General features: G+C 36.2%; 28 protein-coding genes and 2 pseudogenes. 22 read left to right on the top strand and 8 right to left on the bottom strand.

All coding sequences use genetic code 11. The features are described from left to right. Positions 1-8: 8 nt before the first annotated feature. From rplV to secY, 15 genes are all read left to right on the top strand, one after another. The gene (rplV, locus tag DMB95_RS04620) at positions 9-449 is read left to right on the top strand and encodes a 50S ribosomal protein L22 (protein ID WP_142931111.1); all 441 of its coding nucleotides are present in this window, start codon (positions 9-11) and stop codon (positions 447-449) included. Next, positions 450-1154 (top strand): 30S ribosomal protein S3, encoded by a 705-nt coding sequence (gene rpsC, locus DMB95_RS04615; protein ID WP_034905509.1) that lies wholly within the window; start codon positions 450-452, stop codon positions 1152-1154. Further along, positions 1154-1579: a 50S ribosomal protein L16 gene (gene rplP / locus DMB95_RS04610; protein ID WP_137632465.1), complete on the top strand. Its 426-nt coding sequence runs from the start codon at positions 1154-1156 to the stop codon at positions 1577-1579. The genes rpsC and rplP overlap by 1 nt, the downstream gene beginning before the upstream one ends. Continuing rightward, positions 1566-1754: a 50S ribosomal protein L29 gene (rpmC, locus tag DMB95_RS04605; RefSeq protein WP_137632464.1), complete on the top strand. Its 189-nt coding sequence runs from the start codon at positions 1566-1568 to the stop codon at positions 1752-1754. The genes rplP and rpmC overlap by 14 nt, the downstream gene beginning before the upstream one ends. A gap of 4 nt (positions 1755-1758) precedes the next feature. Continuing rightward, the gene (gene rpsQ / locus DMB95_RS04600; RefSeq protein ID WP_137632463.1) at positions 1759-2010 is read left to right on the top strand and encodes a 30S ribosomal protein S17; all 252 of its coding nucleotides are present in this window, start codon (positions 1759-1761) and stop codon (positions 2008-2010) included. After that, a complete protein-coding gene (rplN, locus tag DMB95_RS04595) occupies positions 2010-2378 on the top strand; it encodes a 50S ribosomal protein L14 (RefSeq protein WP_137632462.1) in 369 nt (122 codons plus the stop codon). The genes rpsQ and rplN overlap by 1 nt, the downstream gene beginning before the upstream one ends. Next, positions 2378-2599 carry a 50S ribosomal protein L24 gene (rplX, locus tag DMB95_RS04590; RefSeq protein WP_034905518.1) on the top strand — a complete coding sequence of 74 codons (222 nt, stop codon included), beginning with the start codon at positions 2378-2380 and terminating at the stop codon, positions 2597-2599. Before rplN ends, rplX begins: the two co-directional genes overlap by 1 nt. Before the next feature lies 1 nt (position 2600). After that, entirely contained in the window at positions 2601-3152 is a 552-nt protein-coding gene (gene rplE / locus DMB95_RS04585) for a 50S ribosomal protein L5 (protein ID WP_137632461.1), read from the top strand. Continuing rightward, complete coding sequence (locus tag DMB95_RS04580; protein WP_034905521.1) at positions 3145-3330, top strand: type Z 30S ribosomal protein S14; 186 nt, start codon at positions 3145-3147, stop codon at positions 3328-3330. Before rplE ends, DMB95_RS04580 begins: the two co-directional genes overlap by 8 nt. A gap of 9 nt (positions 3331-3339) precedes the next feature. After that, positions 3340-3735, top strand: a complete 396-nt coding sequence (gene rpsH, locus DMB95_RS04575) for a 30S ribosomal protein S8 (protein ID WP_137632460.1) — start codon at positions 3340-3342, stop codon at positions 3733-3735. Between the two features lie 66 nt (positions 3736-3801). Further along, positions 3802-4338, top strand: a complete 537-nt coding sequence (gene rplF, locus DMB95_RS04570) for a 50S ribosomal protein L6 (RefSeq protein WP_137632459.1) — start codon at positions 3802-3804, stop codon at positions 4336-4338. Positions 4339-4347: 9 nt separating this feature from the next. Continuing rightward, positions 4348-4704, top strand: coding sequence for a 50S ribosomal protein L18 (gene rplR, locus DMB95_RS04565; protein WP_034905526.1), 357 nt, complete (start codon positions 4348-4350; stop codon positions 4702-4704). Positions 4705-4714: 10 nt separating this feature from the next. Beyond that, the gene (rpsE, locus tag DMB95_RS04560) at positions 4715-5158 is read left to right on the top strand and encodes a 30S ribosomal protein S5 (protein ID WP_034905528.1); all 444 of its coding nucleotides are present in this window, start codon (positions 4715-4717) and stop codon (positions 5156-5158) included. Between the two features lie 3 nt (positions 5159-5161). Next, positions 5162-5557 (top strand): 50S ribosomal protein L15, encoded by a 396-nt coding sequence (rplO, locus tag DMB95_RS04555; RefSeq protein ID WP_137632458.1) that lies wholly within the window; start codon positions 5162-5164, stop codon positions 5555-5557. After that, the gene (secY, locus tag DMB95_RS04550; RefSeq protein WP_137632457.1) at positions 5554-6819 is read left to right on the top strand and encodes a preprotein translocase subunit SecY; all 1266 of its coding nucleotides are present in this window, start codon (positions 5554-5556) and stop codon (positions 6817-6819) included. The genes rplO and secY overlap by 4 nt, the downstream gene beginning before the upstream one ends. A gap of 285 nt (positions 6820-7104) precedes the next feature. Here secY and DMB95_RS09865 read toward each other — a convergent pair. From DMB95_RS09865 to nspC, 3 genes and pseudogenes are all read right to left on the bottom strand, one after another. Then, a pseudogene (locus tag DMB95_RS09865) lies at positions 7105-7584 on the bottom strand (methyl-accepting chemotaxis protein); the annotation flags it as partial. Positions 7585-8229: 645 nt separating this feature from the next. Continuing rightward, positions 8230-8934, bottom strand: a pseudogene (locus DMB95_RS09860) (nitrate- and nitrite sensing domain-containing protein); the annotation flags it as partial. A 321-nt stretch (positions 8935-9255) separates the two neighbouring features. Beyond that, the gene (gene nspC, locus DMB95_RS04540; protein WP_142931109.1) at positions 9256-10425 is read right to left on the bottom strand and encodes a carboxynorspermidine decarboxylase; all 1170 of its coding nucleotides are present in this window, start codon (positions 10423-10425) and stop codon (positions 9256-9258) included. A 62-nt stretch (positions 10426-10487) separates the two neighbouring features. Here nspC and DMB95_RS04535 point away from each other — a divergent pair, with 62 nt between their 5' ends. The 4 genes from DMB95_RS04535 to dnaG are packed head-to-tail and all read left to right on the top strand — an operon-like array spanning position 10488 to position 14180. Further along, positions 10488-10709: a MoaD/ThiS family protein gene (locus DMB95_RS04535; protein WP_034905639.1), complete on the top strand. Its 222-nt coding sequence runs from the start codon at positions 10488-10490 to the stop codon at positions 10707-10709. Between the two features lie 2 nt (positions 10710-10711). After that, positions 10712-11158 carry a molybdopterin synthase catalytic subunit gene (locus DMB95_RS04530; RefSeq protein ID WP_142931108.1) on the top strand — a complete coding sequence of 149 codons (447 nt, stop codon included), beginning with the start codon at positions 10712-10714 and terminating at the stop codon, positions 11156-11158. A gap of 2 nt (positions 11159-11160) precedes the next feature. Continuing rightward, the gene (locus tag DMB95_RS04525; RefSeq protein WP_142931107.1) at positions 11161-12348 is read left to right on the top strand and encodes a molybdopterin molybdotransferase MoeA; all 1188 of its coding nucleotides are present in this window, start codon (positions 11161-11163) and stop codon (positions 12346-12348) included. Positions 12349-12353: 5 nt separating this feature from the next. Beyond that, positions 12354-14180: a DNA primase gene (gene dnaG / locus DMB95_RS04520; RefSeq protein WP_142931106.1), complete on the top strand. Its 1827-nt coding sequence runs from the start codon at positions 12354-12356 to the stop codon at positions 14178-14180. Here dnaG and DMB95_RS04515 read toward each other — a convergent pair. After that, the gene (locus DMB95_RS04515) at positions 14155-14982 is read right to left on the bottom strand and encodes a hypothetical protein (RefSeq protein ID WP_142931105.1); all 828 of its coding nucleotides are present in this window, start codon (positions 14980-14982) and stop codon (positions 14155-14157) included. The two genes, dnaG and DMB95_RS04515, sit on opposite strands and share 26 nt — an antisense overlap. A gap of 100 nt (positions 14983-15082) precedes the next feature. Here DMB95_RS04515 and DMB95_RS04510 point away from each other — a divergent pair, with 100 nt between their 5' ends. After that, positions 15083-16066, top strand: coding sequence for an MnmA/TRMU family protein (locus DMB95_RS04510; protein WP_142931104.1), 984 nt, complete (start codon positions 15083-15085; stop codon positions 16064-16066). A 40-nt stretch (positions 16067-16106) separates the two neighbouring features. Here the strand turns inward: DMB95_RS04510 and DMB95_RS04505 are convergent, their stop codons facing one another. Genes DMB95_RS04505 through nikA form a run of 4 tightly spaced genes read right to left on the bottom strand, consistent with a single transcriptional unit; the run spans position 16107 to position 20805 of the window. Beyond that, complete coding sequence (locus tag DMB95_RS04505; RefSeq protein WP_142931103.1) at positions 16107-17531, bottom strand: ABC transporter ATP-binding protein; 1425 nt, start codon at positions 17529-17531, stop codon at positions 16107-16109. Next, on the bottom strand, positions 17528-18325 hold the full coding sequence (gene nikC, locus DMB95_RS04500; RefSeq protein WP_142931102.1) for a nickel ABC transporter permease subunit NikC: 798 nt from the start codon (positions 18323-18325) through the stop codon (positions 17528-17530). The genes DMB95_RS04505 and nikC overlap by 4 nt, the downstream gene beginning before the upstream one ends. Positions 18326-18327: 2 nt before the next feature. Beyond that, entirely contained in the window at positions 18328-19260 is a 933-nt protein-coding gene (locus DMB95_RS04495) for an ABC transporter permease subunit (protein ID WP_137632446.1), read from the bottom strand. 48 nt (positions 19261-19308) lie between these two features. Further along, the gene (nikA, locus tag DMB95_RS04490; protein WP_142931101.1) at positions 19309-20805 is read right to left on the bottom strand and encodes a nickel ABC transporter substrate-binding protein; all 1497 of its coding nucleotides are present in this window, start codon (positions 20803-20805) and stop codon (positions 19309-19311) included. A 150-nt stretch (positions 20806-20955) separates the two neighbouring features. Here nikA and DMB95_RS04485 point away from each other — a divergent pair, with 150 nt between their 5' ends. Both DMB95_RS04485 and recJ read left to right on the top strand, forming a co-directional pair. Further along, the gene (locus DMB95_RS04485) at positions 20956-22593 is read left to right on the top strand and encodes a CTP synthase (RefSeq protein ID WP_142931100.1); all 1638 of its coding nucleotides are present in this window, start codon (positions 20956-20958) and stop codon (positions 22591-22593) included. Next, positions 22580-24157, top strand: coding sequence for a single-stranded-DNA-specific exonuclease RecJ (gene recJ, locus DMB95_RS04480; RefSeq protein WP_142931099.1), 1578 nt, complete (start codon positions 22580-22582; stop codon positions 24155-24157). The genes DMB95_RS04485 and recJ overlap by 14 nt, the downstream gene beginning before the upstream one ends. Positions 24158-24262 lie beyond the last annotated feature (105 nt).

Genomic DNA, 24262 nt, shown 5'->3' with positions numbered 1-24262 from the left:
GGTTGATGATGAGTAAAGCATTGATTAAATATATCAGATTATCGCCTACTAAGGCAAGACTTATCGCTAAAGAAGTGCAAGGTATGAATGCTGAACTTGCATTAGCAAGCCTTCAATTTACCCCAAATAAGGGTGCAAGATACATAGCAAATGCGATTAAAACAGCAGTTGCAAATGGAAATTTTGAAGCTAATGAAGTCATAGTAAGCTCATGCAGAGTAGATGCTGGCTCTGTGCTTAAAAGATTTAGACCAAGAGCAAGAGGGAGTGCAAGTCGTATTAGAAAGCCTACTTCTCATATCTTGGTAGAAGTTGCTAAACAAGTTGAAAAAGAAGCTCAAAAAGTAGAGGCTAAAAAAACAGCACCAAAGGCTAAAACTTCAGCCACAGCTAAGCCAAAAGCAAGCAAAGCACCAGCGAAAAAAGCCACAGCAAAGAAGGAAGATTAAATGGGACAAAAAGTAAATCCGATTGGTTTAAGACTAGGTATTAACAGAAATTGGGAGTCAAGATGGTTTCCAACCAAAGCAAACTTTGTCGAAAATATAGGCGAGGATTACAAAATAAGAGCCTTTTTGAAAAGAAAGCTTTATTATGCTGGAATTTCTCAAATTCTTGTTGAAAGAACAGCCAAAAAGCTTCGTGTAACTGTTGTGGCAGCAAGACCAGGCATCATTATCGGTAAAAAAGGAAGTGATGTTGATAATCTTCGCAAAGAGCTTCAAGACTTAATCCACAAAGATGTAAATATCAACATCAAAGAAGAAAGAAAAGCAGGTGCTTCAGCTCAACTTGCTGCTGAAAGTGTAGCCACTCAGCTTGAAAAAAGAATAGCCTTTAGAAGAGCGATGAAAAAAGTTATACAAGGGGCTCAAAAAGCTGGTGCTAAAGGTATAAAAGTCAGTGTTTCAGGACGTTTAGGCGGAGCTGAAATGGCAAGAACTGAATGGTATCTTGAAGGACGTGTTCCACTTCATACCTTAAGAGCAAAGATTGATTATGGTTTTGCTGAAGCAAGAACGACTTATGGAAATATAGGCGTTAAGGTGTGGATTTTTAAAGGTGAAATTTTACAAAAAGGCGTTCAGGCTGATAAAAGTGAGGAAGCAACAGCTGAAACTAAAAAGCCAAGACGCACAAGAAGGAGTAAATAATGTTACTACCAAAAAGAACAAAATACAAAAAGCAAATGAAGGGCAGAAACCGCGGCTATGCTAGTCGTGGCACTGAGCTTACTTTTGGGGATTTTGCTTTAAAGGCTGTTGAGGCTGGACGCATTAATTCACGTCAAATAGAAGCAGCTCGTATCGCTCTTACTCGTTTTGTGAAAAGACAAGGCAAAACTTGGATACGCGTTTTTCCAGACAAACCGCTTACTAAAAAACCTTTACAAACTCGTATGGGTAAGGGTAAAGCTGGGGTTGAAGAATGGGTAATGAATATCAAACCGGGTAGAATCATATATGAAATGGCTGGAGTTGATGAGGCTATGGCAAGACAAGCTTTAACTCTTGCTATGCATAAACTTCCTTTTAAAACTAAATTTGTTACAAGAGAGAGCCAAAATGAAATATATTGAGCTTAAAGATAAAACTAAAGAAGAACTAAACACCATGCTTAAAGAGCAAAAGTTGCTTTTGTTTACTGAAAAACAAAGGCTTAGAACTATGCAGCTTACTAATCCTAAGCTCGTAGGACAGATCAGAAAAGACATTGCTAGAATAAGCACTGCAATCAACGCTTTAAAAGGATAAGATTATGGCATTTAAAAGAGAAATTCAAGGCGTTATTGTCCAAATCAGTGGTGATAAAACCGCAAGTGTCTTGGTTGAAAGAAAAGTGGTTCATCCAAGATATAGAAAAATCGTTAAACGCTTTAAAAAATACCTCATACACGATGAGAAAAACGAGGCTAAGGTAGGCGATACTATAGTTGCTGTAGAATGCCGCCCACTTTCAAAAAGAAAGGCTTTTCGTTTAAAATCTGTATTGGCAACAGGAGTTGAGTAATGATACAAAGTTTTACAAGGCTAGCTGTTGCTGATAACAGCGGCGCAAAAGAGCTAATGTGTATAAAGGTTTTAGGCGGTAGTAAAAGACGCTATGCTACCATAGGTGATGTTATCGTTGCATCAGTAAAAAAGGCTTTACCAAATGGTAAGGTAAAAAAAGGACAAGTGGTAAAAGCAGTTATTGTTCGCACCAAAAAAGAAATTCATAGAGACAATGGCTCACTTATCCGCTTTGATGAAAATGCTGCGGTGATTTTAGACAATAAAAGAGAACCGATAGGAACGCGTATCTTTGGACCAGTTGGTAGAGAAGTAAGATATGCAAATTTCATGAAAATCGTTTCTTTAGCACCGGAGGTTTTATAATGAAGCTTAAGATTAAGAAAAACGATGAAGTTAAGATCATTGCTGGTGATGATAAGGGTAAAACAGGCAAAGTTTTAGCTGTATATCCTAAGAAAAATCAAGTTTTGGTTGAGGGTTGTAAGCTTGCTAAAAAAGCTGTAAAACCAAGTGATAAAATCCCAAATGGTGGCTTTATCAACAAAGAAATGCCAATACATATTTCTAATGTAGCAAAGGTTTAAAATGAGACTTAAAGATAGATATAAAGAACAAATTAAGCCAGCCTTAGTAAAAGAATTTGACATTAAAAACCCTATGCTTATCCCAGCCCTTGAAAAAATCGTTATTAGCGTAGGCGCTGGCGAATTAGCAAAGGATCAAAAGGTTTTGCAAAATATCGCTGATACCATCTCTTTGATCGCTGGACAAAAAGCTTTGATTACTAAAGCAAGAAAATCAGTGGCTGGTTTTAAGGTGCGCGAAGGCTTCCCAGTAGGCGTTATGGTAACTTTAAGAAAAGACAATATGTTTGCCTTTTTAGACAAACTCATCTCTATAGCTTTACCTAGAGTAAAAGACTTTAGAGGCTTAAGTAGAGATGGCTTTGATGGAAGGGGAAATTATAATTTTGGGCTTGATGAACAGCTTATGTTCCCAGAAGTAGAGTATGATAAAATCCTACGCACACACGGCATGAATATTAGCATAGTTACAACAGCACAAAAAGATATTGAGGCGCAAAAGCTTTTAGAATTGTTTGGTGTGCCTTTCGCAAAAGGGAGAGTAAATGGCTAAAAAATCAATGATAGCAAAAGCGGCTAGAAAAGCAAAATTTAGCGTAAGAGCTTATACAAGATGTCAAATTTGTGGGCGTCCGCATTCAGTATATAGAGACTTTGGAATTTGTAGAGTTTGCCTTAGAAAAATGGCAAATGAAGGTTTGATTCCCGGACTTAAAAAATCAAGTTGGTAAGGACAAATAATGATCAATGATATAATTTCAGATTCACTCACTCGTATCAGAAATGCAGGCATGAGAAAGCTTGAAAGCACTAAATTACTTCACTCAAAGGTGATTGAAGCCTTGGTGGGAATTTTTCAAGCAAAGGGTTATATAGAAAGTTTTAGCGTTATTGAAGAAGATAAGAAAAAATTCATCTCAGTTGTGCTTAAATACGATGAAAGAGGCTCAAGCGTGATCAATGAGATCAAAAGGGTTTCAAAGCCTGGTCGTCGTGTGTATAAGGGCAAAGATGAGATCAAACGTTTTAAAAATGGATATGGAACCATAGTTGTAAGCACAAGCAAAGGCGTTTTAGCTAATGATGAAGCTTATAAAATCGGCGTAGGTGGCGAGGTTTTATGCACCATTTGGTGAAAAACTCGCTTAGCTTTTATGGCATTTGGTAAGTTTCTTACCTTAGACAAATAAAAGGAAAAAAATATGTCTCGTATAGGCAAACAACCAATCACCATTCCAAACGGAGTGGAAGTAAAACTTGAGGGAAATATACTTAAGTTTAAAAAAGGAAATTTAAGTAAAGAGCTTGATACAAAAGCAAATGTGCTTGTCGAGCTTAAAGATAATACCATAGTTTTTGCTCCAAAGGGCGAAGATAGACAAAGCAGGGCGTATTGGGGAACTTATAGAGCCTTAGCAAATAATGTCGTTATAGGCTTAAATGAGGGCTTTAGCAAAACCCTAGAAATCAACGGCGTTGGTTATAAAGCAGCCTTGAAAGGCAAGGTGCTTGAACTCGCACTTGGTTTTTCTCACCCTATCAACTATGCTATACCAGAAGGTATTGAAATCACTGTTGATAAAAATAATATCATCATCAAAGGAAGCGACAAACAAGTCGTAGGACAAGTTGCTGCTCAAATTCGTGAGTTTAGACCGCCAGAGCCTTACAAAGGTAAGGGTGTAAAATATGCTGATGAACGCATAATCCGCAAAGCCGGAAAAACTTCTAAGAAATAAGGGACTAAGATGAGAGCAAATGTATTAAAAAGAAAATTAAGTCTTAGAATCAAAAGAAAAAAACGCATTAGAGCTAAAATTTCAGGCACACAGACTTTGCCTAGAATTTCAGTATTTAAATCAAATCGCACCTTATATGTGCAAGCTATTGATGATGTTAAGGCTGTAACTTTAGCTGCTGTTGATGGACGCAAACTTGGGGTAAAAGCTAACAAAGAAGGCGCTAAAAAAGTAGGGGCTGAATTTGCAAAGGCTTTAAAGGCTAAAAAGCTTGAAAATGGTGTATTTGATAGAAATGGCTTTGTGTATCACGGCGTTATCGCTGAACTAGCAAATGCCTTAAGAGAAAATGGCATAAAGCTATAAGGGAGAGTAAATGCAAAAGTATAATAAAGAAGAATTCGAAGAAATCATCGTTGATATAGGCAGAGTAACCAAAGTCGTTAAAGGCGGACGTCGCTTCCGCTTTACTGCTCTTGTAGTTGTTGGCAATAAAAAAGGACTTGTAGGCGTTGGTTATGGTAAGGCAAAAGAAGTTCCAGATGCGATTCGCAAAGGGGTTGATGATGCGTTTAAAAATATAGTTGAAGTCAAAACCAAAGGTTCAACTATAGCTCATGATGTGGAAGTAAAATATAATTCAAGTAGAATTTTACTCAAGCCAGCCAGTGAAGGAACAGGTGTTATCGCAGGTGGCTCAACGCGTCCTATAGTTGAACTAGCAGGCATTAAGGACATCTTAACTAAGTCCTTAGGATCAAACAATTCAGCCAATGTCGTTCGTGCAACGATTAAAGCGCTTACTATGCTTAAAGGATAAGAGATGAATTTAACAAAAGCAGACGGATCGACACGAAAGATCAAAAGAATAGGACGCGGACAAGGTAGCGGACACGGAAAAACAGCAACCAAAGGTGGTAAAGGACAAACTGCAAGAAAAGGTTATAATGAAAAAAGAGGCTTTGAAGGCGGACAACAACCTTTACAAAGACGTTTGCCAAAGGTAGGTTTTACTTCAAAGATACAAAAACCTTATGTGATTAATGTTGAAAAGGTAAAAGCTGTTGCAGAGCTTAGTGAAATCAGCTTTGAGAGCATTAAAAGCGTGCATAAATTTGCAAAGTCAGTTGAAAAGATCAAACTCATCGGTAAATCAGCCAAGGCTCTTGCAAGCAAAATCAAAGATGAAAAAATCAGCGTAAGCGGAAGCAAAGAATGAGTAAAAGTTTAATCAATAAAATTCTCATCACACTTGCTTTTTTATTTGCCTACCGCGTTCTAGCCTTTGTGCCAGTTCCGGGGGTAAATGCAGAAGTGATTGCTGAGTTTTTTAACCAAAACAGCCAAAATGCACTTGGGCTTTTTAATATGTTTAGCGGTGGGGCAGCTGAACGATTTTCTATCATCTCGCTTGGCATTATGCCTTACATTACAGCTTCTATTATCATGGAGCTTTTAGCAGCTACTTTTCCTAATATAGGCAAGATGAAAAAAGAACGCGATGGTATGCAAAAATACATGCAAATCATACGCTACGCAACCATAGCTATAACCTTAGTGCAAAGCATAGGCGTAAGTATAGGGCTTCAAAGCCTAAGTGGCACAGGTGGTAAAAGCGCGATTATGATCGAGGATTTAAATACCTTCATCGCACTTTCAGCTGTTTCTATGCTAGCTGGAACTATGCTTTTAATGTGGCTTGGCGAGCAAATCACTCAAAGAGGCGTGGGAAATGGAATTTCACTCATCATCTTTGCTGGTATAGTTTCAAGCATACCTTCAGCTATTAGCAGTTCAGTAGGATTAATCAATACAGGCGAGATGAATATACTTGTGGCAGTGGCTATACTTGCTATCATTTTGCTTACCATTTGGGCGATCATTTATGTTGAACTTGGAGAAAGACGCATACCTATTTCTTACTCAAGAAAAGTAGTTATGCAAAATCAAAATAAACGCATTATGAATTATATCCCTATTAAAGTGAATTTAAGTGGGGTTATACCGCCTATTTTTGCTGGGGCGATTTTGACTTTTCCAGCAACTATTTTGCAAGCTAGCACAAATGAATACATAAGAATACTTAATGATTATCTTAATCCTCAAGGTTATTTGTTTCATCTGCTTACTTTCTTGTTTGTGATTTTCTTTGCGTATTTTTATGCAAGCATAGTTTTTAATGCTAAGGATATAGCGGAAAATCTCAAAAAACAAGGTGGCTTTATACCGGGGATTAGACCGGGTGAGGGCACTTCAAACTACTTAAATGAAGTCGCTTCAAGGCTTACGCTTTCAGGCTCAATTTATCTTGGCTTGATTACAACCTTACCTTGGCTTTTGGTGAAGTTTTTGGGCGTGCCATTTTATTTTGGTGGCACTTCTGTGCTTATCGTTGTTCAAGTTGCTCTTGATACGATGAGAAAAATAGAAGCTCAAATTTATATGAATAAATACCAAACTCTTAGTGCTGTAAATCTTTAAAAACTCAAAGTAAGGCTTTAATTGAGCCTTACTTTTTTGTATAATTTTTTATCAAGTTCTTTTATCAAGATATATTAAATTTTTATACTTTCATTATAAGTAAGATAACAAACACAAACAAGAATGAAAATTTTAAAACTGATGTAAAAAACAAATTACTTTTTTTAGCGATTTTTTCCTTCTTGAGGCGATAAGAAGCTGTGTTTTTGAATTTTATCTTATCAAACACAGCTTTATAAAGATTTTTAACTTTTTTTAAAAAGCCTATTTTCAAGCTTTTTGTGTTTAAAGCTTGAATTCGTGGATTTTGTTTTCTATTTCAAGGGCTTTTTGATCAAGGTCTTTTGAGCTTGAAGATATGGTATTCATCTCTTCATCGATGATTTGTAAGTTATGATTAAGGGTTTTGTTGTTTTCAAGCAAGGCTTGCGTATCAAGACTGAGTTTTTTAGCACTGCTTAAGCTTTCCTCTGCGATTGAACTTACAGCTTTGATTTTGTTGCTACTTTCTTCTATAAAACTCTCGATTTCTTGGGAACGATCAGCGATGCTAAAGAATTTTTTGGCATTATTTGTGATTTGTGAGCTGACTTGATCGATGGATTGAATGATAGTATTGATCGTAACATTAATCTGCGCAAGCGAGCTTTGCGTCCTTTCAGCTAATTTTCTTACCTCATCAGCCACCACAGCAAAACCTCGTCCGTATTCACCGGCTCTAGCTGCTTCTATAGCAGCATTTAAAGCTAAAAGATTGGTTTGCTCGGCGATTACAGCTATGGTTGTGAGTATGCTTTTGATATTTTGAGCTTCATCATTAAGCAAATACACATTATTAGCAAGCTCTTCTTGAGCCTTTGCATTTTCTTGCACGCTACCTGTAAATTCAGCGATTCTTACAACACTTTGCTCCAAATCACTTTGAGCGCTAAGCATATCTTCAAGCGTTGCATTTGTTTTTAAGGTATTGTCTTCAAGTTCTTTTTCCACATCTTTGCTTATATTTTCAGAAAAATTAGAAAGCTTAAAACCTTCTTTAGTGCTTTCTAAAGCTTTACTAGCGTTAAGCAAAAGATTTTTAGAAGTGTCAAGGTTGAATTTGCTTTGTTTATTCAGATCGATGAAAAGCTCTTTTAATACACCCAAAAACTCAGCCATAGCTCTGGAAGTAACGCCAAGTTCATCATTGCCATACTTATTCAAAATATTTGTCTCGCTGAGGTTTTTAGTATCTTTAAGGCGGATAAAATAATCCCTTAAAGCCTTAATCCTATGCGTAATATCATGAATGAAAAAATGCCCTATACATAAAGTCAGCAAAATCACAACAACAAGGCTAGCAAGCACAAAAACAAAACTAAAAAAATGCGAATTTTCAATCTGCTCGATTTTAGTAATCAAATCCGAAGAAAGCTCATCTTCAAGGACTCTTAACAAGCTAATCTTATCAGTTATGACACCAAACCAATACATTGCATCTACGCCAAAATTTCCATCTATAAAATGCTCATTAGCGATTTTTCTTATTTTTTCTACCTCAATAAAGCTTTTATCTTGAGTAAAATCTTGATATTTAACGATAAATTTACCATCAGCATAACGTTTAAAAAGACCTAAATACACATCTTGAGTTGCAACCAAAGATAAAAATCTGCTATATACTCCATCATTAAATTTATTAGCACTAAAAGCGTTTGAAAGTGCTGCTCTTTCTTGTCCGGCAAGCTCTTTTAGGCTGATGAAATTTACATAAGCGATTAAGGATTTTATAAGCTTGTTATCTGCGCTTGAATTTGATACTTCAGTGATGATTTGAATAGCTCTTTGAATGCTTTGTGTGTAAAAGTTTATGGCTTCATTTGCTTTGATATCAAGCTTATCAATCTTTGCTCTCATCGTTGGAAGCTCATAAAGAAAATTTGAAATTGCATTAAAATCATCTTGCATAAGCACAGAAAATTTACTCTTATCTACAGAATTTAAAACCTCAGTAAGCTGTTTTGCGCTCTCATCACTCATAATTCTTTGTTTTTGTAAATTTACTTTAAAACCCTCATCTGCATTTGAACCTATAAAACCAGAAGTCAAACCTCTTTCTTTTTGTAGCTCGTGCATCAAATCAGTGAGTTTATCAGAAACTATGATTTTGGCTTTTAAAAACTTGGCTTGCTCAAATTCATCATAACGTTCGCTGATAACAAAAAGAGAAATAGCAATCAGCGCTGATACTGGGATAAGCACAATCAAAAACATTTTTATGTTGATTTTGATGTTTTTTAACGACATTATCTTTCCTTTTTTTGAATTTGCTCTTTAAGAATGTTTCGCTAATCGTATATCAACTTTTCTTAAGCGCGCCTTGAATTTTCAAAAAAAAAAAAAACAGATAGAGTGTAACAAAATGTAACTTTTTTATCAAAAATTACTTTATTTTTATTAATTTCGCCTTTTATACTCCTCATACTCAAATTTTCTTATAAGCTCTAATTTACCCTTAGCATTTAAAAAGATCAAATTTGGCAGTTTCACGCCGTTAAAAGTCGTGTTTTTGACTATGCTATAATGAGCCTGATCCAAAAAAACCACCTTATCGCCTCTGTTTAAGGGCTGTTTAAAGGCGTATTCGCCCATCACATCGCCAGCTAAGCAAGTATTTCCAGCTAAAAGATAAGCAAATTCATCATTTTTAAGCTCGCTTACTTGCTCGCCCTCTCTTGTAGCAAGCACTCTTGCATTTGCTAGCTCGCTTGTATAAGGCATGATAATGGTATCAGGCATATGTGCTTCACTTGAGGTGTCTAAAATGGCTATGTTTTTTTCATTTTTAATGATATCAATCACACTTGCTACTAAGGTGCCTACTTCCCAGCCCACTGCTTCGCCCGGCTCTAAATACACTTGCACCCCATAAGTATCGCTAAATTTTTTACACAGATTAATTAGCTTTTGCGTATCATAACCCTTTTTTGTGATATGATGACCGCCTCCAAAATTCACCCATTTCATCTTTGCAATAAAGGGCTTAAATTTAGCCTCAAACTCCTTTAAAACAAGCTCTAAGCTTGCAGCACTTTCCTCACATAAGGCATGAAAATGAAGCCCGCTTACTCCGCTTAAATCCACATTTTCTAAGTCTTTTGCTCTTATACCAAGCCTTGAAAAACGCCCACAAGGATTGTAAAGCTCTTTTGGAGCAAGGCTAAACTCAAGATTGCAACGCAAACCAAGTTCTTTTTTTGCCTCTAAGGCTTTGTGTTTGTAACGCTCAAACTGAAAAAGTGAATTAAACACTATATGCCCTGAAAGAGCGATGATCTCATCTATCTCATCATCTTTAAAGGCTGGGCTATAAGTGTGAATTTCTTTATCCATATATTCTTTTGCAAATTTAGCTTCAAAAAGCCCACTACAAGTAGCTCCGCTGAGGTATTCACCAACTATTTTAAGCGTGCTTGAAACAGCATAACCCTTTAAAGCAAGCAAAATCTTTGCCCCACTTTGCTTGCTAATATTTGCTAAAAGTTCGCAGTTTTTACGCAATGCCCTTTCTTCTATCACATAAGCAGGGCTAAACTCTAGTTTATCAAGATGATCTAAAATTTGCATATCAAGCCTTTTTAATTTTATTTGTGTTATTATATAATGTATTGCTTATATGAAGGATAAAAATGATAGAACTTGAGTTTTTAGGACCCATTCAAAAGCCAAAATTAGAGCTTGAAATCAGCACCTTAAAAGAACTTAAAGAATTTTTGCAAAAAGATGAAGAGCTTAAGGATTGGCTTGAACTTTGTGCTATTAGCATCAATGAAAAAATCATCACCGATATTAACACGCCCCTAAAACACGGCGATAAAATCGCTCTTTTACCCCCAGTAAGTGGAGGCTAAGTGTGTTTGAGCTTTATAAGGGGAGTTTAAATGTGCCACTTTTATATGCAAAATGGTATGAAGCTTATAAGGGTGCAAATTTAGGAGCTTTTGTAAGTTTTTGCGGTATAGTTCGTGCTGAAGATATGCTTGAGGGCTTAAGCTTTGATATTTATGAAAACTTGCTTCGCTCTTGGTTTAGCACTTGGCAAGAAAGAGTGGAAAAAGAAGGCGTGAAGCTGTGTTTTGCTCATTCTATAGGCGATGTAGGGGTGCATGAAAGTTCTTATTTGGCTGGAGTATTTAGCAAGCAAAGAAAGCTTGGCTTAGCACTTATCAATGACTTTGTAGAGGATTTTAAAGCAAATGCGCCTATTTGGAAATACGATCTTATAAAAGGACAAAGAATTTATGCTAAAGATCGCTCAATCAAGCTTTTAGGCGCTGGGCTTTTAAGCGATAAAGGATAACAATGCTAGAATATCTTAAAGCCTTAGAAGTGCTTAAAAAACGAATTTTACCTTATGAACGTATAGAAAAAGTGGCGATAACTGAATGTCTAGGACGCATTTTAGCCGAGGATATACGAGCAAAGGCTGATTTTCCAGCCTTTAAAACAGCGAGTATGGACGGCTACGGGGTTAAATTTAGCGAACAAGATAAGCCCTTAAAAATACTTGGCAAAACTGCAGCCGGACAAATGCCTAGCTTTAAACTTAAAAGCAAAGAATGCGTAAAAACCTTTACTGGCTCTTTGCTTTGTGAAGGAGCTGATACGCTTGTGCCGGTTGAAAATGTCCGTGTTGAGGGGGATTTGCTCTTTGTTGAAAAACAAGTTACAAAAGGCTTTGCAGTAAGACAAGTTGGTGAAAGCTATCACAAAGATGAACTTTTACTTGCTAAAGGCACAAGGCTGGATTATAGTGAATTAGCCCTTTTAGCTGAGCTTGGTTTTTTTCATATCAGCGTTTTTATCAAGCCTAAAATTGGCATTTTAAGTAGTGGCGATGAGCTTAAGGACTTAGGCGAAAGTTTGGAAAATCCAGCTCAAATTTATTCAAGCAATCACCTTGCCCTTGCAAGCTTGGTTAAAAAATTTGGCGGTGAGCCTCTTATCTTTCCTCTTTTAAAAGATGAGGCAAAAGAAGTAAGCTTAAGGCTTAAAAACGCCCTTAAAAGCTGTGATCTTTTAATCACTACAGGTGGGGTTTCAATGGGGGATTTTGACTTTTTAAAACAAGAGCTTTTAAACTATGAACTTCTTGTTGATAAAGTCAGCATAAAACCCGGAAGGCACATTAAAATCGCTGTTTTTGAGGATAAGTTTATCCTTGCTTTACCCGGCTTTGCGTATTCGGCTATGGTAACTTTTCATCTTTTTGCAAGAGTGATTTTAAATCATTGGCTTTTACAAGGCGAGCTAAAGACTATCAAAGCCTTTTTAAAACAAGATTATGTAAAAAAATCCTCTCTTTTAGAATGCGTAGCATGCAATCTTAGCTTTGAAGAAGGTAAGGTTTATGTGGATTTAGAGGGCAAAAAAGCTGGCTCAAGTGCGATTTTAGCTAATCTTAATCACAACGCAGCCTTACTCATCGCACCCTTAGAAGCAAAGGAGCTTAAAAAAGGGGATTTGGCTAAAGTGCTTCTTTTAGGTTAGGCTTTATGATAGAAAAACAAAGTTTAGAGCAACTCAAAGCAAGGGCTGATATCGTTGATATTATCGCTCATTATGTCGAGGTAAAAAAACAAGGCGCAAGCTTTGTGTGCGTATGCCCTTTTCATGATGATAAAAGTCCAAGTATGCATATAAACTCACTTAAAGGCTTTTATCACTGCTTTGCGTGTAAGGCTGGTGGAGATGTGTTTAAATTTGTGCAAGATTTTGAGCACATAGACTTTCAAGCAGCGGTTGAAAAAGTAGCGTCTTGGAGTAATTTTGCCCTAAGTTACACTCATGAAAAACAAGAAAATACCAAGAGCTTAATGCATATACTGCCTACTTTAAATGCCTTTTACAAACAAAATTTAAGCAAAGAAAAAGTGGCTTTACATTATCTTTATGAAAGAAAGCTAAGTGATGAGGATATACGCGAATTTGAGCTTGGATTTGCTCCAAATTCAAATGAAAGTTTAAGACTTTTGCAAAATGAAAATATAGACTTGCAAGATGCCTTAGAAGCTGGAGCGATCAAATTTCATCCAGAACAAAAAAGCTATTATGCAAGCTTTATTCAAAGGATCACTTTTCCAATCTATGATCACAAGGGCTTGCTTATAGGCTTTGGAGGAAGAAGCCTTGATGCAAAAAATCCAGCCAAATATGTTAATTCACCCCAAAGCAAGCTTTTTGATAAATCGCGTGTATTTTATGCTTTAAATTTAGCCAAAGACGCCATCGTTAAAAGCAAAGAAATGATTATTTGTGAGGGCTATATGGACGCTATTGCCTTTCATAAAGCTGGAATTAAAAACGCTGTAGCCGTGCTTGGCACAGCCTTAAGTGAAAATCATTTACCCCTAATCAAACGTTTTGAAGCTAAGGTTATATTGTGCTTTGATAGCGATGAAGCTGGGCTAAAAGCTGCCATTCGCTCAGCCTTGCTTTTAAGCACACACAAGATAGATGGCAAAGTCATCATACTTGAGGGCGGAAAAGACCCAGCGGACTTAGTTGCAAATGGAGATAAGGCTAAACTTATAGAACTTCTTGAAGCTGGGGTTGAGCTTGGCGAGTTTTATATCAAAGAGCTGATTAACACACATAGCCTGAGCTCAGCCCTTGATAAACAACTTGCCTTAGAAGCAGTGCAAAAATACTGCTTTGAGCTTGAACCCTTAATCGCTCAAAGTTATGAACCCTTAGTCGCACGGCTTCTTGGCGTAAAAGAAGAATTTATTAAGCTTAGCAAAACAAGAAGGCCACCCAAACTTCAAAATGAAGCAAGTTTTGCAAAAGCAAGTAATACTGGCTTACAAATCAATATCGCCGAGCTTGAAATATGTAAATTTTTATTTGAAAACCCCCAGTTTCACAGCCTTTTTTATGAGATCAGCGATGAAAGGTATTTTAAACACCAAGTTATCTTAAAAGCTATTTTGGCTCAAAAAGGCATAGAAGAAGCCAGCATTAGAGAGCTTTTAGAGCTAAATTTAAAAGGCTTAAATGATAAAATTGAGTTTTTATGTAGCATATATAAACTGCATTTTAGCGTGCTAAACTCAAGCAAAACACTAAGCCAAAAAGCCGCTCTTATCAAACAGATTTTAGCCTTTCTTGATAGGGATTTACTTAAAATCAAAAAACGATTAGAAACAGGCTTTGATCTTTTTTTAGAGAATTTACTGCGTTTTTTAAATCAAGAACAAGATGAAAACGAGCTTATTTTTATACTCAAAAATTTACAACACTTTTCTAAGTTTAGTAAAGATGAAAATTTACTCAAAGTCATTGAAGCAAAAATTTCTAAGCACGAAGTTCAAGTATTTTGAGCTCATCATTTTCAAGTTTTTGATAAAAGTCTTTGCTTAAATTTTCTTCAAGCTTACTTAAATTCTCAAGTTCTTTATACTCGCTTGGGTATTCTTGCTTTAAACGCGTTTGTTCAAGAGTGCTTAAAGAGCTCAAACCCTCTTCTAAAGCCTTTTGCTTGAGATTTTCTTCCTCATCTTTATCTTTTGAGTTTTTTGACTTTGAGCTTGCAATCTCAGTTGCTCCAACAAGTTTTTTAAAGAAATTCTCCCCAGCTTCTTTAAGCTCTTTGATAAAAGAAATTCTTTGCTCTTTAGTATCTTTTTCACCTTGTTTAATCTCACCATCAAGGTTTTTATCCTTTGAAAGTGCGTAATTAAGCTTTTCATTTTCATTGGCATCAGCACTTATGGCACTTTCATAGGATCGAAGCGAGGCAAGTTTTTCAAGGGCATTTGCATTTGAGTTTGAAAAGCTCACAGAGCTGCTTAAAGAGCTTACTTGCAAAGACTGCCCAGAGCTTACTTTTTCATACCAAGAAGATACAAAACGTTCAGCCCTGCCATTTAGCCTTACAGAGCCATCATCTCTGGTATAAAAATTTGCATAATCATTGATATTTTCACGCAAGCGAGCAAAATTTTCATCACTTAAACTTGTTGAAACAAGCTTACCACTTTTAGCGTCTTCAAAGATGACACGCACTCCAGAGTCTTGTTCTTTATCAAGCTTTACAAGCTTTTTTTCATCGATCTTTTCTTTAATCAAATCGCCTAAGCCTTTATCTTTAAGCGGAGTTTGTGTAGAGTGAGTTATTTGCACTTTTTATCCTTAGAAAATATAATTTTTTTGCTATAATTAGGATTTTATACATTCTATATCGTTTAAAAAAGCAAATACTAAAGATAAAAAGGGATAAATTATGAAAGCATTAGCACTTTTTAGCGGTGGGCTTGATTCTATGCTAGCGATGAAGCTTATCACAAGTCAAGGCATAGAAGTAAAAGCTTTAAATATCAACATAGGCTTTGGCTCAAGGTCTGATAAAAGCGAGGATATGAAAAGACGTGCGGCTTTGGTTGGGGCTGATTTTGAGATGATTGATGTAAGAAATGCTTATCTTCAAAAGGTGCTTTTTAACCCACAATATGGCTATGGCAAGCATTTTAATCCCTGTATTGATTGCCATGCTTTTATGTTTAAAACCGCTCTTTCTATGTTAGAGGCTGAAAAGGCTGATTTTATCATCACTGGAGAGGTATTAGGACAACGTCCTATGAGTCAAAGAAGTGACGCTATGGCCAAGGTTAAACGTCTTGCAGATGATGAAGAGGACTTGATCTTGCGTCCTATGTGTGCAAAAAACTTGCCTGAGACAAAGCCGGAACGACTTGGCTGGGTGGATAGAAACAAGCTTGAGGGCATAAGTGGCAGAAGCAGAAAAAGACAACTTGAACTTGCTGCTCAATTTGGCTTAGAAGACTTTGAAAGTCCGGGTGGAGGCTGTTTGCTTACACTTGATAGCTTTGCAAAGAAGATGAAAGACTTTAAAGAATTTGATCAAAATATGCAAGTTAATGACGCTCAACTTTTAAAATACGGCAGACATTTACGCTTGCCAAATGGAGCCAAGATGATAGTGGGGCGAAATGAGCTAGAAAATCAACTTTTAAGAGGACTAAAAACAGACAAATACGAAGAAATAAAGCTTGGCGAGCTTATTGGAGCGTATTCTTTAGTGGATCAAAATATCAGCAAAGAAGATTTAAATTTAGCCTTAAAAATAGCTTTAACTTATACTAAAGCAGATCCAAATAAAAACTATGAATTAAGCTTTAAAGATGAACTTTTTACCCAAAGTCCTTTTGAAAACAAAGAGCATTTAAGCGAATTTTTTATAAGCTAGAAAAAAGCTTTTTAATCCTGTTCGGTAATATTTTTAAATTTCAAAGCTCATTAAGCACTCCATCTTTAAGCTCTAAAAGCTCATCACATAGAGCATTGAGTATGTTTTGATCGTGGCTTATACATAAAAGTGTGAGCTTAAACTCAGCTTGCAAGGCTTTTAGGAGTTTGATGATTTGCACTTGTAAGAGCACATCAAGATTGCTTAGGGCTTCATCAAGGATTAAAAGACTTGGTTTTGTGATTAAAGCTCTAGCTAGGGCTATTCTTTGAAGCTCTCCTCCGCTAAAATAAGGCACTTTTTTATCAAGCTCGCTTAAATTTAAAGCTTTTGCTAGCTTTTTTAGCTCTTGTTCTTGGCTTTGTTTATCAATGTTTAAATTCCACAAAGGCTCAAGTATAGCCTCTTTTGCGCTAAAGTTTGGATTAAGCGTGGCTGGTGGGTTTTGAAAGATTATGCCTAAGCTTTTTTTGTATTCTAATTTTTGGGTGCAAAAATCAAAGCCATTTAAATTCAAACTTGCATTTTTAGCCTTTTCAAGTCCAAGCAAAACACGCACAAGCGAGCTTTTCCCGCTTCCATTTTTACCTACTATAGCTAAATTTACGCCCTCATAAAGTTTTAAATCAAGCTTGTTAAGCACGATTTTAGGCTTTTGCCTTGAAAAAAAGCCACCTTGTTTATAAGAAAGATTGATATTTTTTGCAAGAAGTAAGGCTTTGGTTTTTGGCTTTGGTTTTGGCTTAAAACTATTTTGCTCTAAAAGATGAAAGGCTTCTAAAAAAGCTTTGGTTTTTTTGCATTTACTTTGGGTAAAGATGTACTTGGCATTTCCTTGATCTATGATTTGTCCTTGATCTAAGATGATGATTGTATCAGCATTTTGAGCAAGCTTTAGGCTATGCGTAACAAGCAAAAAAGCAAAATGAAATTTAGCTTTTAGCCTAAAGATAAGCTCAAAAAGTTCTTTTTCTCCACTTGAATCCAAATCACTACTTGCCTCATCAGCAATAAGCAAATTTAAAGGCGCGCACAACGCAAGAGCGATCATCACTCTTTGAAGCATACCTCCGCTAAGCTCGAAAGGATAAGCATTTAACACCTTTTCATCAAGCCCAACCTCAGCTAAAAGTCTTTTGTATTCTTGTTCATCTGGTTTTAAATTTTTAGCCAAAAAAGTTTCTTTAAAATGAAATTTTATGCTAAAAACATGATCAAAACAAGAAGCAGGATTTTGCAAGATCACGCCAAAGTTTGCTTTTTCATGCCAAAAAAGCTCGCCTTTGCTTGTTAAATTTGAACTATTTAAGTTCATTAAAGCCTTTATAAGCGTGCTTTTTCCAGCCCCACTTGAACCAATGATAGCAAGGTATTCATCTTTTTTAAGCTTAAAATTGATATTTTTTAAGAGATGATTTTGCTTTTCATCACATACGCTTAAGTTTTTACATTCTAATAAATTCATCTTTGTCCTCTTTCTTGCAAGGCTTCACCAAGCAAATTAAAGGCGGCTACGCTGATAAAAATGGCAAGTCCAGCATAAAGCATGAGTTGAGGCTCACTCATCACAAAAGGGGCTGCATCGCTGATCATCACGCCCCATTCAGCATTTGGAGCTTGCACGCCAAGCCCTAAAAATGAAAGTCCAGCGATGTGTAAAAGCATATGCCCTATATCAAGGGTGATTAAAACTGAAATTTGACTTAAGACAAAGGGCAGTATATGCCTACAAATCACTTTTATATCACTTGTGCCTAAAGCCTTACTGGCTAAAACAAAGCCTTGATTTTTTTGCTCTAACACCAAAGAACGTATCATTCTTGCATACCAAGCCCAATGTGTTAAGGCTATGGCTAAGATAACATTAACAAGCCCTATGCCAAAAATGGCGATGAAAAATAAAGCCAAGATAAAAGTAGGAAAGGCAAAAAACACATCGCACACTCGCATTAAAATCTTATCCCAAAGCCCACCTTTATAGCCAGCTACAAAGCCCACCACAAAAGAAAAGCTTAAAATACAAGCAAAGATTAAAACAACAGCAAACAAAGAAAGTCTAGCTCCATAAATAAGCCTTTTAAAAACATCTCTTCCTAAATGATCTGTGCCAAGTAAATGAGTTAAAGATGAAGGAGCAAATTTATTGCTTATATCTATAGCATTTGGATCATAAGGTAAAAGCGGAGCAAATAAAGCCAAAAGCACGATTAAAACAATAAGTGCTAAAGAACAATAAAGCTTAAAATTCCTCTTTTTCATCGCTAATCCTCATAAGCTATTTTTGGATTTAAATACACATAAAGTATATCAATAAATAAATTCATCACGATAAAAACCAAAGTTACAAGCAGGACAAAACACTGCACCACAGGATAATCATGACTATAAATAGCTCCCACAGCATACCTTCCAAGTCCAGGCAGAGCAAAAAGTATCTCAACCACCACAGCCCCACCTAAAAGCTCGCCAAAGTGCATACCAAGTGAGGTACTAACAGGAACAAGTGAGTTTTTAAGCAAGTGCGTACGTGCAATTTTAGCCTCACTTAAAGCTCTTGCCCTTGCATAAAGCAAAAAAGGAGCTTTTAAACGTGCTAAAAAACTTGCTCTCATTAAACGCACATTTATACACAAAGACATTAAAGACAAGGTCAAAACAGGCAGTATATAACGAGTAAAACCAAGCTCACTAAAAGGAGAAAGCACACCAAAACCAAGTGTAAAAACAAGAATGAGTAAAAAACCAAACCAAAAACTAGGGATTGAAACCCCAGCAAAAGAAAAAAGCAAGATACATTTATCAAACAAAGAATTTTTCTTCAAAGCTGCAATTATACCTAAAGGAATGCTTACGCAGATCAAAAAAAGCATAGAAAGCAAGGTTAAACACAAAGTCGTTGGCAAATAATACAGCAAATCCCCCAAAACCTCGCGTTTAGTTACATAAGAAATGCCAAAATCAAGACTTAGGGCATTTTTAAGCCAAAGGAAGTATTGTTCTAAAAAGGGTTTGTTTAAACCAAGCTCTATGCGAGCAGTATTTAAGGCTTCATCAGTGGGTGGAATTTGAGATTGCACCAGATATGAAAAAGCAGGATCAACCGGACTTAAACGAAGCAAGGCAAATACCACAAAAGAAACCAAAAGCAAAATCAAAGGCACATATAAAAGACGTTTAAGTATAAATTTAAGCATACGCTAGCCTTGTGAAGTTTTTAACTTGATACATTTTTAAGTTCATATTTATTCTTGAAGCTCTATTTTGTGGAGCATAAACTCAGTTGCCATAGCTCCAAACTCAAAATGCTTGATCTTAGCTTTATCATAGACTGCAAAAATGCTTTCATAATTTATAGGTAAATATATATAGCTTTCTTGCAAGGCGTTTAGGACAAAATCATAATTCTTTCTTAAAATTTGCTCATCAGCAGTGTTTAAAATAGCTCTTATGCTTTTATCAATCTCTGCTTTATTGGCTAAATCCTTTTGAGCCATAAAATCTGCATGAGAAGGCTCAAGCATAGAACCTAAGAAAGAGTGAGGATCAAAAGGATTGCCCCAAGTTGAATTAAAAATCAAGTCAAAATCCCCACTCCTTTGCCTTTGATAAAAGCTCACTTCTTCACTTGCAAGCAAATTCAAATGTATATTTACCCTTGCTAAGTCCCCTTGTAAAGCCTCTGCAATAGCCTTTTGTATAGGATTTGTGCCTATATAAACAAGATCTAAACTTACTTTTTTATCATAAGCTTTTACACTTTTACAATCCACTTCTTTTTCAAGCCTTACATGATCAGCATAAGGCAAACTTGGGTGGAAAAGTTGATTTGCCTTTTGATTTAAATTGAGCAAAATCCCTTTCATCACAACATCCTTACAAAAGGCTTGAATGATGGTTTTTCTCAGCTTCATATCATTTGTGGCATGATCTTTTGAAGCATTTATAGTCAGCATAGTTGTGCCTTGAACGCCTGATTGTTTAGTCACAAAATTTTTATCTGTGCTTAAACGTTTAAAATTTTCATAACTAATAATATCCTCGCCCACCAAAAGATCAATGCCCTTGCTTTGAAGTGCTAAAACGCGTGAGTTTGGATCAGGTAAAACCTTGATGATAAGGCGGTCAAAATTTGGCTTTTTGCCTCTATAATAAGGATTAAGCTCAAAAATATCATATTCGCCCAAACGAGTTTGTTTAAGAACAAAGGCTCCAGAACCAATGGCTTTTTTAATGCCCTTTGAAGTATCCTCGCTTTGAAAGGCTGAAGGAGCAAGTATGCGGTAAGGACGAGGCAGGCTTAATTCTGCTAGGGTTGCTGAATACGCACTATCAAGCTTTAACTCAAAATGCGTCTCATCAAGGGCTTTAAAAGCACGAATTTTTTGAGTAAGTCCTAGCCAAGAATGCCTTTCTTTGTTTAGCATTATGGCTTTGAAATTTTTTTCTACAGCATAAGCATCAAGCTTTGTTCCATCTGCAAATTTTTGCCCCTTTGGGATAAAAAAAGTATAGGTTTTACCATCTTTACTTACTTCCCAAGAACTTGCGATTAAAGGTTCTATCTTGCCATCTTCGCCGTATCTTACCAAGCTTTCATAGGCTAAAACTTGAGCAAACATTTGATTTGGTGAATACAAATGCGGATTTAAAGCTCCAACATTTACTGGATAGGCAATAGTTAAATCTTTTGCAAAAACAAGACTAAAACTTAGCAAAAACAAGCTTATAAAAAATTTCATCTTTTATCCTCAAGTGAATTAATAAAGCCCATTGTAGCTTAAAAAAAATTTTTTCGTAAGCCCCTAGGGGGGATATATTTTTAAAAAGTTTTAGAAATATAAAAACTTCCTTGTGCTATAATTAGCCAAATTTAAAAAAAGAGCAAGCAAATGAAAGAAAAGCAAACCAAGTATATTTTCGTAACAGGAGGGGTGCTAAGCTCGCTTGGCAAGGGTATAGCCGCAGCTTCAATTGCTACCATACTTAAAAACTGCGGTTTAAAAGTAAGCATTTTAAAGGCTGATCCTTATATCAATGTTGATCCAGGCACCATGAGTCCTTTTGAACATGGAGAAGTGTTTGTAACAGCTGATGGGGCTGAAACTGATCTTGATTTGGGGCATTATGAACGTTTTTTAGATGAAAATTTAAGCCAGCTTAATAACTTCACCACAGGACGCGTCTATCAAAGCGTGATAGAAAAGGAAAGAAGGGGTGAATATCTTGGCAAAACCATACAAGTTATCCCTCATATAGTAGGCGAGATTAAAGAACGTATCAAGCAAGCTGCATCTGGTAAAGATATACTTATAGTTGAGATTGGCGGAACAGTTGGGGACATAGAAGGCTTACCTTTTTTAGAAGCCATACGCGCTTTAAAACTTGAAGTAGGTAAAAATAACGCTATGAATATCCACCTTACCCTAGTGCCTTTCATCAAAGCAGCAGGCGAGCTTAAAACCAAGCCAACCCAACACAGCGTCAATGAACTTCGCCGTATAGGTATAAGCCCTGATATGATTATCTGTAGAAGCGAGTTTAGCCTTGAAAGTGAACTTAAAGAAAAGATAGCCATAGCTTGTGGGGTAGCTAAAAACTGCGTCATAGAAAGCATAGATGCTCCAAGTATTTATCAAATCCCTTTAAATTTCTTAAAACAAGACATTTTAAACGCCATAGCCTCGCTTTTAGAGCTTAAAAATCTTAAGCCTGATATGAAAGAATACGACAGCCTTGTTAAAAGAGTAATCGCTCCAAGTGATGAGGTGCAAATTGCCTTTGTAGGCAAATACATAGATTTAAAAGAAAGCTATAAAAGCCTTACTGAAGCCTTAATTCACGCTGGAGCTGCACTTGATACAAGGGTAAATATCAAGTGGATTGATAGTGAAAAACTTGAGAGTCAAGATATCAACGAGCAACTTAAGGGAGTAAGTGGAATTTTAGTTGCTGGAGGCTTTGGAAATAGAGGCGTTGAAGGTAAAATCAAAGCTATTGAGTTTGCAAGAGTACATAAAATCCCATTTTTAGGTATTTGTCTTGGTATGCAGCTTGCCTTAATCGAGTTTGCAAGGCATGTTTTAGGCTTAAAAGATGCCAATTCTAGCGAGTTTGAAAGCAAGTGTAAAAATCCTGTGATTTTCTTAATCGATGAATTTATAGATAAAAATGGCACCAAGCAAATCCGCACCCACCAAACCCCACTTGGCGGCACAATGAGACTTGGCGAGTATGAATGCAAGATCAAAGAAAATAGCCTTTTAAGTCAAATTTATGCTGGTAAAAAAAGTATCAAAGAACGACACCGCCACCGCTATGAAGCCAATCCTAAGTATAGAAAAGATTTTGAAGAAAAAGGACTGATTATAAGTGGAGAAAGCAAGGGCTTGATCGAAGCTGTGGAGCTTAAAGATCATCCTTTTTTCATCGGCGTGCAGTTTCATCCTGAATTTACCTCAAGGCTTGTGAGTGTCAATCCTGTCATCTTAGCCTTTATCAAAGCAGCACTAAATCATGAACACGCTTAGTAAAGAAGAAATTAAACGCATTTTAGCCCTTCGTTTTGAAAAAGACTTGCATAAAAACTTATGTGATTTACCCCTACCAAGTCGCCTAAAAGATATTTATAAAGGTGCTGGACGCATCAAAGAAGCTATAGAAAAAAATGAAAAAGTAGCTATTGTTGGTGATTATGATGTTGATGGGGTAATAAGCTGTGTGATTATGGCTGAGTTTTTTGATGATATAGGCTTTGATTATGTGGTAAAAATCCCAAACCGCTTTAAGGATGGATACGGCTTAAATGAAGACATCGTTAAAGAGCTTAATGTTGATCTTATCATCACGGTTGATAATGGCATAGCTGCAACTGAAGCTGCAAGATTGTGCGAGCAAAAAGGCATTGATCTTATCATCACTGATCATCACATGCCCCCAGCCATGCTACCAAAAGCTTATGCTATCATTAATCCTAAGCAAAAAGGTTGTGATTTTCCAGATATTGAAATTTGTGGGGCTCAAGTGGCTTGGTATTTAATCGCTGCTTTAAAAGAAGTATGCAAACTCAAATACGATATGTGTAAATTTATCGAACTTTTAGCCATAGCCATAATGGGCGATATGATGGAGCTTAGAGACTTAAACAGGGCTTTAGTAAAAAAAGGCATAGAAAAGATAAATGCGTCCAAACGCCCTGCTTTTAAGGCGATCAAGCATTGTTGTCAAAAGGATAAATTTGAACTTGATCACATAGGCTTTTTAATCGCTCCTTTGATTAACTCAGCTGGCAGAATGGACGATGCGATGCTTAGTTATGAGTTTTTACACACCAAAGACTATGATAAGGCTTTAGAGCTTTTAAAACAGATCGTAGAATGCAACAACACCAGAAAAGAAGAAGAAAGACAGCTTTTTGAAGAGAGTCTTAAACAAGTTGATGAAAGCAAACCTTTTATCTTAGTCAGTGGTAAAGATTGGCATGAAGGGGTTTTAGGCATAGTTGCAAGTCGCCTAGCAAGACATTTTAACAAGCCAGCCTTTGTGTTTTGTGAATTTGAAAACAAGGCAAAAGGAAGTGCTAGAAGTGTCGGTAAAATAAATATTTTAAAACTCATTGAAAGTCAAAGAAATCTGCTTTTGGCGTATGGAGGGCACAAAGGGGCGGCTGGAGCGTTGCTAGAATGTAAAAATCTCGAACTTTTTAAAAACAATCTCGAAAAACTTTGTCAAGAACTTCCAAGCGAAGATTTTGTAAATTCAGAAGAGCTTTTAGGAAGTTTAGACATTAATGAAGTGGATTTTGAAATGCTTGAAATTTTAGAACATTTTGAGCCTTTCGGGCACAAAAACCCTCGTCCTTTGTTTGAATTTAAAGAACTTGTTGTTAAAAACAAAAAAAGACTTGGCAAAGATGAAAAACACCTAAAGCTCATACTTTGCAAGGACAATGCCAACATTGAAGCCTTATTTTTTAACTTTGATAAAGAACCAATGATAGGCGAAAAGATCACTTGCATAGCAAGCATTTCTAAAAACACTTTCAGAGGGCTTTTAACACCACAGCTCATCATTCAAGAACTTTTCATTAAATAATTTGCAATAAAAGCTAAAAATTAAATTTTGATAAGCCAAAAAATAAAAATATTTAAAAAATTTGCAAATTTCTTAAAATTTTACTCATTTTTTCAAAAAACTTAA

This window comes from Campylobacter sp. MIT 12-8780 (assembly GCF_006864535.1).
Classification (GTDB): domain Bacteria; phylum Campylobacterota; class Campylobacteria; order Campylobacterales; family Campylobacteraceae; genus Campylobacter_D.
Note: the sequence above shows the minus strand (reverse complement) of the source record. Positions and strands in the feature narration are given on the sequence as shown.

Bases quoted from the DNA above. Each gene is read 5' to 3' on its own strand.
- nikC (WP_142931102.1), bottom strand. From the start codon at position 18,325: ATGAAAAAGAGGAATTTTAAGCTTTATTGTTCTTTAGCACTTATTGTT.
- DMB95_RS04485 (WP_142931100.1), top strand. From the start codon at position 20,956: ATGAAAGAAAAGCAAACCAAGTATATTTTCGTAACAGGAGGGGTGCTA.
- rpmC (WP_137632464.1), top strand. From the start codon at position 1,566: ATGAAATATATTGAGCTTAAAGATAAAACTAAAGAAGAACTAAACACC.
- recJ (WP_142931099.1), top strand. From the start codon at position 22,580: ATGAACACGCTTAGTAAAGAAGAAATTAAACGCATTTTAGCCCTTCGT.
- DMB95_RS04525 (WP_142931107.1), top strand. From the start codon at position 11,161: ATGCTAGAATATCTTAAAGCCTTAGAAGTGCTTAAAAAACGAATTTTA.
- rplF (WP_137632459.1), top strand. From the start codon at position 3,802: ATGTCTCGTATAGGCAAACAACCAATCACCATTCCAAACGGAGTGGAA.
- DMB95_RS04495 (WP_137632446.1), bottom strand. From the start codon at position 19,260: ATGCTTAAATTTATACTTAAACGTCTTTTATATGTGCCTTTGATTTTG.
- nspC (WP_142931109.1), bottom strand. From the start codon at position 10,425: ATGCAAATTTTAGATCATCTTGATAAACTAGAGTTTAGCCCTGCTTAT.
- nikA (WP_142931101.1), bottom strand. From the start codon at position 20,805: ATGAAATTTTTTATAAGCTTGTTTTTGCTAAGTTTTAGTCTTGTTTTT.
- rplP (WP_137632465.1), top strand. From the start codon at position 1,154: ATGTTACTACCAAAAAGAACAAAATACAAAAAGCAAATGAAGGGCAGA.
- rplN (WP_137632462.1), top strand. From the start codon at position 2,010: ATGATACAAAGTTTTACAAGGCTAGCTGTTGCTGATAACAGCGGCGCA.
- rplX (WP_034905518.1), top strand. From the start codon at position 2,378: ATGAAGCTTAAGATTAAGAAAAACGATGAAGTTAAGATCATTGCTGGT.
- rpsQ (WP_137632463.1), top strand. From the start codon at position 1,759: ATGGCATTTAAAAGAGAAATTCAAGGCGTTATTGTCCAAATCAGTGGT.
- DMB95_RS04535 (WP_034905639.1), top strand. From the start codon at position 10,488: ATGATAGAACTTGAGTTTTTAGGACCCATTCAAAAGCCAAAATTAGAG.
- DMB95_RS04510 (WP_142931104.1), top strand. From the start codon at position 15,083: ATGAAAGCATTAGCACTTTTTAGCGGTGGGCTTGATTCTATGCTAGCG.
- secY (WP_137632457.1), top strand. From the start codon at position 5,554: ATGAGTAAAAGTTTAATCAATAAAATTCTCATCACACTTGCTTTTTTA.
- DMB95_RS04505 (WP_142931103.1), bottom strand. From the start codon at position 17,531: ATGAATTTATTAGAATGTAAAAACTTAAGCGTATGTGATGAAAAGCAA.
- rplV (WP_142931111.1), top strand. From the start codon at position 9: ATGAGTAAAGCATTGATTAAATATATCAGATTATCGCCTACTAAGGCA.
- rpsH (WP_137632460.1), top strand. From the start codon at position 3,340: ATGATCAATGATATAATTTCAGATTCACTCACTCGTATCAGAAATGCA.
- rplR (WP_034905526.1), top strand. From the start codon at position 4,348: ATGAGAGCAAATGTATTAAAAAGAAAATTAAGTCTTAGAATCAAAAGA.
- rplE (WP_137632461.1), top strand. From the start codon at position 2,601: ATGAGACTTAAAGATAGATATAAAGAACAAATTAAGCCAGCCTTAGTA.
- rpsC (WP_034905509.1), top strand. From the start codon at position 450: ATGGGACAAAAAGTAAATCCGATTGGTTTAAGACTAGGTATTAACAGA.
- DMB95_RS04580 (WP_034905521.1), top strand. From the start codon at position 3,145: ATGGCTAAAAAATCAATGATAGCAAAAGCGGCTAGAAAAGCAAAATTT.
- rplO (WP_137632458.1), top strand. From the start codon at position 5,162: ATGAATTTAACAAAAGCAGACGGATCGACACGAAAGATCAAAAGAATA.
- dnaG (WP_142931106.1), top strand. From the start codon at position 12,354: ATGATAGAAAAACAAAGTTTAGAGCAACTCAAAGCAAGGGCTGATATC.
- rpsE (WP_034905528.1), top strand. From the start codon at position 4,715: ATGCAAAAGTATAATAAAGAAGAATTCGAAGAAATCATCGTTGATATA.